The sequence below is a fragment of the Streptomyces cahuitamycinicus genome, from assembly GCF_002891435.1.
Taxonomy (GTDB): domain Bacteria; phylum Actinomycetota; class Actinomycetes; order Streptomycetales; family Streptomycetaceae; genus Streptomyces; species Streptomyces cahuitamycinicus.
On record NZ_POUC01000334.1, the window covers coordinates 1 to 9,096 of the forward strand.

Annotated in this window: 7 protein-coding genes; 4 read left to right on the forward strand and 3 right to left on the reverse strand. The window is 74.0% G+C overall.

Features of this window, described 5'->3' with window-relative positions:
- Positions 1 to 205 precede the first annotated feature (205 nt).
- Positions 206 to 1,291 carry a GNAT family N-acetyltransferase gene (locus C1J00_RS31860; protein WP_102912454.1) on the forward strand — a complete coding sequence of 362 codons (1,086 nt, stop codon included), beginning with the start codon at positions 206 to 208 and terminating at the stop codon, positions 1,289 to 1,291.
- A gap of 47 nt (positions 1,292 to 1,338) precedes the next feature.
- Here the strand turns inward: C1J00_RS31860 and C1J00_RS31865 are convergent, their stop codons facing one another.
- Positions 1,339 to 1,929 (reverse strand): AMIN-like domain-containing (lipo)protein, encoded by a 591-nt coding sequence (locus tag C1J00_RS31865; protein ID WP_102912455.1) that lies wholly within the window; start codon positions 1,927 to 1,929, stop codon positions 1,339 to 1,341.
- Between the two features lie 149 nt (positions 1,930 to 2,078).
- On the opposite strand from C1J00_RS31865, the gene C1J00_RS31870 reads away from it, so the two are divergent.
- The gene (locus C1J00_RS31870) at positions 2,079 to 4,646 is read left to right on the forward strand and encodes a SpoIIE family protein phosphatase (RefSeq protein WP_102912456.1); all 2,568 of its coding nucleotides are present in this window, start codon (positions 2,079 to 2,081) and stop codon (positions 4,644 to 4,646) included.
- A gap of 213 nt (positions 4,647 to 4,859) precedes the next feature.
- Complete coding sequence (locus tag C1J00_RS31875) at positions 4,860 to 5,525, forward strand: GAF and ANTAR domain-containing protein (protein ID WP_439333453.1); 666 nt, start codon at positions 4,860 to 4,862, stop codon at positions 5,523 to 5,525.
- 21 nt (positions 5,526 to 5,546) lie between these two features.
- Here C1J00_RS31875 and C1J00_RS31880 read toward each other — a convergent pair whose 3' ends face one another.
- The gene (locus tag C1J00_RS31880) at positions 5,547 to 7,658 is read right to left on the reverse strand and encodes a SpoIIE family protein phosphatase (protein ID WP_102912457.1); all 2,112 of its coding nucleotides are present in this window, start codon (positions 7,656 to 7,658) and stop codon (positions 5,547 to 5,549) included.
- A gap of 206 nt (positions 7,659 to 7,864) precedes the next feature.
- On the opposite strand from C1J00_RS31880, the gene C1J00_RS31885 reads away from it, so the two are divergent.
- A complete protein-coding gene (locus tag C1J00_RS31885) occupies positions 7,865 to 8,593 on the forward strand; it encodes an ankyrin repeat domain-containing protein (protein WP_102912458.1) in 729 nt (242 codons plus the stop codon).
- 52 nt (positions 8,594 to 8,645) lie between these two features.
- Here the strand turns inward: C1J00_RS31885 and C1J00_RS31890 are convergent, their stop codons facing one another.
- Positions 8,646 to 8,828 carry a hypothetical protein gene (locus C1J00_RS31890; RefSeq protein WP_102912459.1) on the reverse strand — a complete coding sequence of 61 codons (183 nt, stop codon included), beginning with the start codon at positions 8,826 to 8,828 and terminating at the stop codon, positions 8,646 to 8,648.
- Positions 8,829 to 9,096 lie beyond the last annotated feature (268 nt).

The window sequence follows — 9,096 nt, forward strand, 5'->3', positions numbered from 1 at the left end:
CCGCACCTCCGTGCGGCGGGCACGCCTCGGCGTCCGGAGGCGGTCGGATCCGCCCCGAGTACCGCCCGGTTGCAGGCGTTCCGCTGCTGAGTGACGGCAGTACCGCCAAGGGCCTGCGCCGCGCGGCCCGAGTACTGCCCGGTGCCGGTACGCGGTGATGTGCGGGCCTTCATGTGTCCCCATGCCGATGACACAGGAGGCAGAGATGCCTGGAAAGCGCGTTCTCGTTCTGAGGCCGGACGAACTCGGCCCCAACGAACAGAAGATGTGGCGCGAGATCCGGACCGAGTCCGGCGCCCCGGCGAATCCCTTTCTCGACCCGGTGTTCACCGCTGCGGTGGGGCAGGTCAGGCCGGCTGCCAGAGTGGCGGTGTTGCAGGACGACGGTTCCCCGGTCGGATTCTTCCCGTACGAGGCCGGGGTCTTGGGGCGGGGCCGGGCCATCGGGCTGGGAGTGTCCGACAGTCAGGGGGTCGTGCTGCGCCCCGGAGTCCGGCTGGACGCCCGCCGGCTGTTACGGGTGTGCGGGCTGTCGTCCTGGGAGTTCGACAACCTCGAAGCCGGTCAGGACGCGTTCGTGCCGCACGCGGTCGAGGAACTCGCCTCCCCGGTCGTCGACATCGGCGACGGTTTCGAGGCATACGCGCGACGGCTGCGGGCGCAGTCGCCGGGATTCCTGAGACAGACCCTGGCCAAGGAGCGCAAGCTGGCTCGGCAGGTCGGCGAGGTGCGCTTCGTGTACGACGCCCGGGACCCCGGTGCGCTGCGGGCTCTGATGGAGTGGAAGTCGGCGCAGTACCGGCGGACCGGCCGGCGGGACCGGTTCGCCCAGGAGTGGATCACCCGGCTGGTGGGGCTGCTCGGGAGGAGCGAGGACCCGGAGTGCCGTGGGGTGCTGTCCGTGCTGTACGCCGCGGACCGGCCCGTGGCCGCGCACTTCGGGCTGCGGTCGCGCACGGTGCTGTCCTGGTGGTTCCCGGCGTACGACCGCGCCTACGCCAAGTACTCCCCCGGTCTCGTGCTCCAGTTGAGGATGCTGGAGGCAGCGGCGGCCGACGGCGTCGAGACCTTTGATCTGGGCAGCGGTCCGGCCCGCTACAAGGAGTCGCTCAAGACGCGTGACCTGCGTGTGTACGAAGGCGCGGTGGTACGGGCGGTGCCAGGGGGAGCCGTTCACTGGCTGGGCCGGGAGCCCGCCCGGGCGGCCCGCCGCTACGTCCGCAACCGGCCCGGCCTGGCCGCCGCGGCGGCGCGGACCCTGGAGGAACTGGGCCGGCTGCGCGGTGGCTGAGCAGGGCGCGCCCGGCTCCTGGGAGCCGGGCGCGGTGCGGGGCCCGGTCAGCCCGTGGCGGTCCAGCTGTGGGCGACGTCCACGACGACGCGGTCGTCGAGCTGTTGCACCCGGAAGGGCAGCCGGGCGCGGACGCCGAGGCCGATCTGGGTGTCACCCTCGAAGCTGCCGGCGAACCGGGTGTCCCGGAAGGTGCGGTAACCGGTGAGGTCCACACCCGGCAGCGGGCGCGACACCCGGCCCGGGTAGGTGGCCGCTCCGGTCTCCGGGTCGTACGCGGGCGCGGTCACCCGCACCTCGAGGACGGCGCCGCCTGCCACGGGGATGTGGCGGCCGGAGCCGTCCTGGTAGAGCCGGGTGACGTACTGGACGGTGTAGCCGACGCCGCTGCCCGCGCCGGGCACGTCGACGACCATCCGGTCGAAGCAGGTGTGACGGCCGGTCCTGACGTTCGTCACCGAAGCGACCGTGGCGGCGGCCTCGGTCTTGGCGAGGCTTCCCCAGCCGGTCGGACACGTCGTGGCCTGCGTGGTGGACCGCGGGGTGGTGACAGCTGCGGCACCGGCCGGGACCGCCGCCACACCCACCGTCGCGCCCACGAGTGCGAGAGTCGCGCATGCTCTTCTGATTCGTACCATTGCCGCCCCCGAGGCTTGCATGTGGTTGTTGCCGGGTGAGACGGCCGGGCGGACCGAAAGGTTGCACTTGCCGCGCCGGACCGCCGGGCATGGCACATCCTGGTGGGGAGCGATTGGTGTCCGGTGCGTCCGTACCGGGAGGACGCGACATGGATGAGGCAGCCGCCGTACCGGACGGGCCGCGGTCAGCCGACGGCCGGAGCCGGGACGGGGCTGAGAGCCGGGCCCCGGGCGCCGGCCCGGGCCGGATCGAGGATGCCCTGACGGACCCGCTGGTGGAAGCCGTGCGGGATCTCGACGGCTACGGCGGACTGGTCTACCTGCGCTCCGGCGACCGGCGCTCGCTGGTGCTCACGATGGTCACCGGCGTGCCCCGCTCGCTGCTCAAGAGCTGGTGGCGGGTGCCGGTAGGGGGTGCTCTGCCCATGGCGGAGGCCTACCGGCGCGACGAGACGCTGTGGCTGGCGGACGAGCGCGCCACCATGGTGCGCTTCCCGCACTTCACCGCCGGGCTGCCCTACTCCTTCGGCTCCGCCTACCAGCCCGTCCGCACCGGCGGTGAGGTGGTGGGCGTCCTGGTCGTGCTGCGCTCGGCCAGCCGGGCACCGATGGACGCGGAGACGGTGGACCGCGCGCTGCGTCCTTCCGAGCGGGCCATGGAAGAGCGCCTGGACCACCTCGCCGCACGCCCGCCCGGCGCGGACGCCGCCGACCGTCGCGTCGAGTACGACGACGAGCCGATCAGCGTGCGGCTGCCCACCTCCGGCGCCCACCCGGTCCGGGTGGGACTCATCGACTGGGACCTGGACAGCGACCGGTGCACGGCGGACGACGAGGCCCTCGCGCTGCTGGGCATCGACCGGGCGGACTACGGCGGCACCATCGCGGACGTCGAGTCCCGTGTCAGCCCGGACGACCTGCACGAACTGCGGGAGAGCCGGCACGACGCGCTGTCCGGCGGCCGGGTCAGGTCCCGGCACTTCCGCGTGCGGGACAAGTCCAGGGGCGAGGAGGAGACCGGCTACCGGCCGGTCGAACTGTGGGGCCATCTCGTGCACGGCGGCGCCGGCTCCCCGCGGATTCTGGTGGGCGCCCTCGTCGACGCGGCCGGCGGACTCACCGCGGCCGAGGCGGCCGAGCGGCTGCCCGACGGGATCTTCTCGCTGGACCAGGACGGCCGACTCACGTACGCCAACCGCCGCTGCGAGGAGCTGCTGGGCTCCGGCCGGGAAGAGCTCTTCGGCCACTATCCGTGGGAGGTGATCACCTGGCTCCGGGACCCCGCGTACGAGGACCGCTACCGGGCGGCGATGCTGTCGCAGGAGCAGGTGTCCTTCCTCGTCCGGCGTTCCGCGGGGAACTGGCTGAGCTTCGTGCTGTACCCGGACGTGCACGGGCTGACCGGCCGGGTCTTCCCCACCGGGCCGCCCACCGGGGCCGAACAGGGGCCGGAGGCCGGGACCGCCGCCGGCCCCGACGTCGCGGCCGTCGCGCCCCCGCCCGGGCCGGTAGCCGCCGCGCGTGCCGGAGCGCTCTACCACGTGGTGCAGATGGCGAGCGTGCTCACCGAGGCGGTCACCGTGCGGGACGTCTGCCGGGCCGTGTCCGAGCAGCTGCTGCCGGCCTTCGGCGCCCGGGAGCTGGCGCTGTACACCGTCCGCGAGGGCCGGATGTACCTGCTGTGGGAGTCGGGATACCCGGAGGGCTTCCTCACCCCGTTCGAAGGCGTCACCCTCGACACACAGCTGCCCGGCGTCCACGCGCTCACCACCCGGCTCCCCCTGTTCTTCGAGTCGCCCGAGGATCTCTCCCTCGCCTATCCGGGCATCACCCTGGACCGCATGAACGCCTGGTCGTTCCTGCCGCTGATCGCCTCCGGCCGTTCCGTCGGCTCGTGCATCCTCGGCTGGGAGGCCCCGCACCGCTTCACCCCCGACGAGCGCTCCGCCCTCACCGCGCTGAGCGGGCTGGCCGCCCAGGCGATGGAGCGGGCACGGCTCTACGACTCGGAGTCCGCCGTCGCCCGCGGCCTCCAGGAGGGGCTGCTGCCGCACCGCCTGCCTGCCGTCGAGGGTCTGCGCACGACCGGCCGCTATCTGCCCGGTACGCAGGGCATGGCGATCGGCGGCGACTGGTACGACGTGATCACCACCGGGCGGGGCGTGGCCCTGGTCATCGGGGACGTCGAGGGTCACAGCGTCGGCGCCGCCGCGGTGATGGGCCAGCTGCGCAGCGCGGTGCACGCCTTCGCCGCGAGCGAGCGTCCGCCGCAGGAGGTCATCACGCACACCAACCGGCTGCTGACCGACCTGGAGTCGGACGTCTTCGCGACCTGCTGCTACATCGAGCTCGACCCGGGGACCGGACGGGCTCTCGCCGTGCGGGCCGGTCATCCCCCGCCGCTGCTGCGCCACCCCGACGGGCGGGCCGAGACCCTGGATCTCACGGGCGGCGTCATGCTGGGCGTGCAGCCCGACTCGGTGTACCCCGTCACCGCGCTCACCCTGGCCCCCGGCAGTGTTCTCGCCCTGTACACCGACGGGCTGGTGGAGCGGCCCGGCAGCGACATCGAGACGGGCATCGACGCGGTCCGGCGCCGGCTGTCCGAGACCCCGGCGGACTCGGTGGAGCATCTCGCCGACCGGCTGGTGGGCACGGCCCGGCGGGCCCGGGAGCGGCCGGACGACGTGGCGCTGCTGCTGACGGCGTACCGGTGAACCCGGTGCCCGGTTCCGGGCGTGCTGCCGGGAGGCCCGGCCACACGGAAGAACGTCCGCACGGACGGACGGCCGCACGGACGGACGGCCGCACGGACGCCCCGACGAACGGACGCCCGGACGAACGGCCGTACGAAGCGGCGCGGGGTAGCGTGGGCGGGACCGGCGAGCGAGGCGGTGGTGGCGGTGGAGTGGCAGCGGTACGCCGAGCAGATGGCGCGGCTCGCCCGGGATCTGGTCGCCCAGGACTCGGTGCAGGCGACGCTCGACGCGGTCTCGGCGGCGGCGGTGGAGCTGGTCGAGGGCTGCGACGCGGCGGGCATTCTGACGGTTTCGAAGGGCCGGGCCGTGACGCTGGCGGTGTGCGGCGACATGGTCGCGGAGTCGGACCGGCTGCAGGGCGAGCTCGGCGAGGGCCCCTGCTTCGACGCCGCGCGCCGCGTGGACGGCGAGCGGCTGTTCCGCATCGCCGACATGACCCGGCCGCAGCCGTCCTGGCCTCGCTACAGCCGGGCGGCCCGCGACCTGGGGATCGGCAGCATGACCGGCGTACTGCTCTACACCGACGAGGAGGACTTCGGTGCGCTCAACCTCTACTCGCGGCGTCCCGGGGCATTCGGTGAGGACATCGAGACCGCCGGCTGGCTGCTCGCCTCGCATGCCGCGGTGGCGCTGGCCACCGCCCGTACCGTCGACCAGCTGGAGCACGCCCTGGAGACCCGGCACGCCATCGGCGAGGCCATGGGCATCCTGATGGAACGCCATCGGCTGAGCGAGGACGAGGCCTTCGGCGTGCTGCGGCGCATCTCCCAGAACCACAACCTCAAGCTGCGCGACGTGGCCCGGCGGGTCCGGGCCGACTCCCCGGAACGCGGTTGACGTCTCACACCGGACCGTCGCTTAGGCGGCACGCAGGAGGAGCACCGCGATGTCGTCGGTGTGCTGTCCGGTCGGTGCCGTGTGGCGGACGAGGCGGTCGATGAGCCGTTCCAGGTCCGCCCCCTCGGCGGCGTCCAGCTGCCCGGCGAGGTCGGTCGTGGTGCGGGTGACGTCGGCGCCGGGGAGTTCGACCAGGCCGTCGGTGTAGAGGGCGAGGGTCGTGCCGGGGAGCAGGGGCACGGTGGTCACCGGGTAGTGACCGCCGGCATCGATGCCCAGCAGCGGGCCGGGATCGACGTCGAGGACCCGGGCGGGGTGCCGGGCGTGACGCAGCAGCGGCGGCACGTGTCCCGCGCTGGCGAAGGACGCCTGCCGGCCTACCAGGTCGAGGTGGACGTAGAGGCAGGAGACGAGCAGTTCGGAGTCGAGGTCGCCCAGGAGCCGGTTGGTGCGGGCCAGGACCTCGCCGGGCGCGGCGCCGGAGGTGGCGTGGGCGTGGATGGCGGTGCGGACCTGACCCATGAGGGCCGCGGCGGCGACACTGTGGCCTTCCACGTCGCCGATGACGGCTGCCGCGGTCGTGGCGTTCACGCGCAGGACGTCGAAGAAGTCGCCGCCGACCTCGGTGCCGTGCCCGGCGGGCAGGTAGCGGGCGGCGACGTCGAGGCCGGGCAGGCGCGGCAGGGCCCGGGGCAGCAGGGCGCGCTGCAGTTCGTGCACGAGCCGGTGTTTGGTGTCGTAGAGCCGGGCGCGGTCCAGGGCCTGGGCGATCAGGCCGGACAGCGAGGTGAGGACGGCTCGTTCGTCGGCGGTGAAGGTGTGCGGCCGGGCATAGGACAGGATGCAGCAGCCGACGGGCCGGCCGGAAATGATCAGGGGCAGGAACGCCCAGGCCTGCTTGCCGCTGATCTGGGGTGCTCTGGGGTAGTTGGCGGCCAGTTCCGCGGGGTGGGCGAAGAAGGCGGGGGTGCCGCTGGCGAGGACCTGGCCGGCGGGCGTGAGACCGGTGTCCAGGGAGAGGGCGTCGAGGCGCTCCACGACCTCGGCCGGGTAGCCGTGCTGGCCGATGATCTTCAGCCGTCCGGCGTCGACACCGGACAGCACCAGGCCCTGGGCGCCGAAGGCGGGCAAAATCTGGTGGGCGATCAGCGCCACGAGGTCGCGTACGGTCACCGACTCGGTGAGCGCGGCGGCCAGGTGTACGAGCTGGTAGAGGCGTCCCGTGGGTGCCGCGACGGGCGGCCGCGCGCCGGCGGGCGGCGGGTCGTCCGTCAGCTCCGTGCTCGGCAGGACGCGGACACTGATGCCGCTGGTGTCGGGATAGAGCTGGAAGGTCAGCGGCTGGTCCGGCGGGCGGAACGCGGTGAAGGAGACGGGGGTCCGGCTGACGACCGCCGTGCGGTAGTGGTCCTCGTAGACGGGGTCGTCGAGCCACGCCAGGGACTGCCAGGGTCTGGTGCCCAGCAGCCGGTCGGCGTCGCGGCCGAGGAGGCGGGCCGCGGTGGCGGTGATGAAGGTGACGCGGCCTTCCAGATCAAGGGCCAGGGCGCCCTCCGGGAGGCGTTCGAGGTAGTCGGCGGCGGCCAGGCCGGTCTGCACGGGGTGGCGAGCGGCGTCCACGGGGACGACCCGCGGCAGGTCGGGCAGGGACGGCGGCTGGGTGGCGTCGTCCAGGATGCGGGCGATGCGGCGGGCGCTGGAGGTGATGTGGCCGCGTTCTCGTGGCGTGACCGGGCGCGGCCGGCCGGCGGGCCACATCAGCACGAGGCCGCCCCAGGAGCGCCGCACTCCGGTCAGCGGGACGGCGACGAGGGCGAACGGGTAGGGCAGGACAGCGGCGGCGCGGGGGTAGCGGCGGGCCATGTCGTCCTGGCCGGCGACGCTGACCAGGGTGTCGTCGTGGATCGCGTCGGCGACCGGGACCGGTGCGGTCAGGGGCAGCCGCCGCCAGGGGGCGCTGAAGGCCACCGGCAGGCCGCACAGGGCGACCAGGCGCAGCACCGGCTCGGCCTCCTCGATGAGGTAGAGGCCGCCGATCGAGGCGCCCGTTCCGCGCACGGTGTCGGCCAGGGCCACCCCCAGGGCGTCGTCCGGTGATCCGGCGCCGCCGGGGTGCTCGTTACTCCCGGGCATGGTGTCCTCCCGCTCCTACCCGGACGCTACGCCTGGCGGAGCGTCCGGGCACGTCATACGGATGTCCGGTTCGACGGCGATTGCGCAGGTCTTGGCCGGGGCCGCAGGGTTGCCCGGAAGGATGGTCCGGCCGTTTCGCGCGGGTGGGCGTGCGAGAGGACGCCGGCTGGCAGAATCGGGAGCCCTGACGGCAACGGGAGGCCGGCTTGCAGACGCTGACATCGCAGGACCCGCTGGCCGTCGCCGTCACGGAGGCGATCCGGGCCGGGGATCTGCCCGGGCTCCGGCGGCTGCTCGCCGACCACTCCGGTCTCGCCACCGCGCGCATCACCGAGCAGGGTGAGGACGGCAGGGGCACGCGCAGTCTGCTGCACATCGCGGCCGACTGGCCCGGTCACTTCCCCAGGGGCCCCGAGGTGGTCGCGGTCCTGGTCGCGGCCGGGGCCGACCCGCGGGCCCGCTTCGAAGGTGCGCACGCGGAGACGCCCCTGCACTGGGCCGCCAGCAGCAACGACGTGCCCCTCCTGGACGCGCTCATCGCGGCCGGGGCCGACATCGAGGCACCCGGGGCGGTGATCGGCGGCGGCACGCCGCTCGCCGACGCCCGGGGATTCGGCCAGTGGCGCGCCGCCCACCGGCTCGTCGAGCACGGAGCCCGCGTCACCCTCCAGGACGCCGCCACGCTCGGTCTGCTCGACCGGGTCCGGGCCTGCGTCGAGGCGGACGAGGCGCCGTCACCGGACGAGATCACCAGCGCCTTCTGGGGCGCCTGCCAGGGCGGCCACCTGCTCACCGCGCAGTACCTCCACCAGCAGGGCGCCGACCCCGACTGGTGCGGCTACGACGGCATGACTCCGCTGGACGTCGCCCGCGCCCAGGACGCCGGCGACGTCGTGCGCTGGCTACGCGGCCTGGGCGCGGAGAGCCGCGCCTGACGGGCCCTTTCACCATGCCCGTCCGGGTCGCGCAGCCTGGCGCCAGGGCGCCTCACAGGCAGTAGCGCACGAGCCATTCGTCCTGGTTGTAGGCGGTGCGCGCGGGGTCGGGCACGCTCGCCGCCCGCTCCTCGACCATGTCCTCCACGCGCACCGGCTCCGGCAGTGCCCCGAAGCGGGCCCGGCGGGCGGCGCCCTCCGCCTCGCTCCCCTGCTGCGACGTCGCCTCGTCCACGGCGATTCCCCTCTCCGGCTGGTCGGTCCGACCGTTCGGCCCTTGGCGGGCAAAGAGTTGACGTTCGGGAGAGCCTCCGGGTTCCCGCGACGTCGCTCAGCCGTGAAGGTACGCCGCCACCGGCGCCCGGTGAGGGCCCGGCCGGTCGTCCGTGAGCGGGCTGTCGTCGCTCAGGGCGGTGTTGCGGCCGGCATCGCGGCCGGGCGGCTGCGCCGACCCTGGCGATCACGCCGCGCGGCCCGGGACGCCGCGTCACCACATCGGCTGA

Coding starts and splice junctions, on each gene's coding strand:
- C1J00_RS31865 (WP_102912455.1), bottom strand. CDS start 1,929: ATGGTACGAATCAGAAGAGCATGCGCGACTCTCGCACTCGTGGGCGCG.
- C1J00_RS31875 (WP_439333453.1), top strand. CDS start 4,860: ATGGCGCGGCTCGCCCGGGATCTGGTCGCCCAGGACTCGGTGCAGGCG.
- C1J00_RS31880 (WP_102912457.1), bottom strand. CDS start 7,658: ATGCCCGGGAGTAACGAGCACCCCGGCGGCGCCGGATCACCGGACGAC.
- C1J00_RS31860 (WP_102912454.1), top strand. CDS start 206: ATGCCTGGAAAGCGCGTTCTCGTTCTGAGGCCGGACGAACTCGGCCCC.
- C1J00_RS31870 (WP_102912456.1), top strand. CDS start 2,079: ATGGATGAGGCAGCCGCCGTACCGGACGGGCCGCGGTCAGCCGACGGC.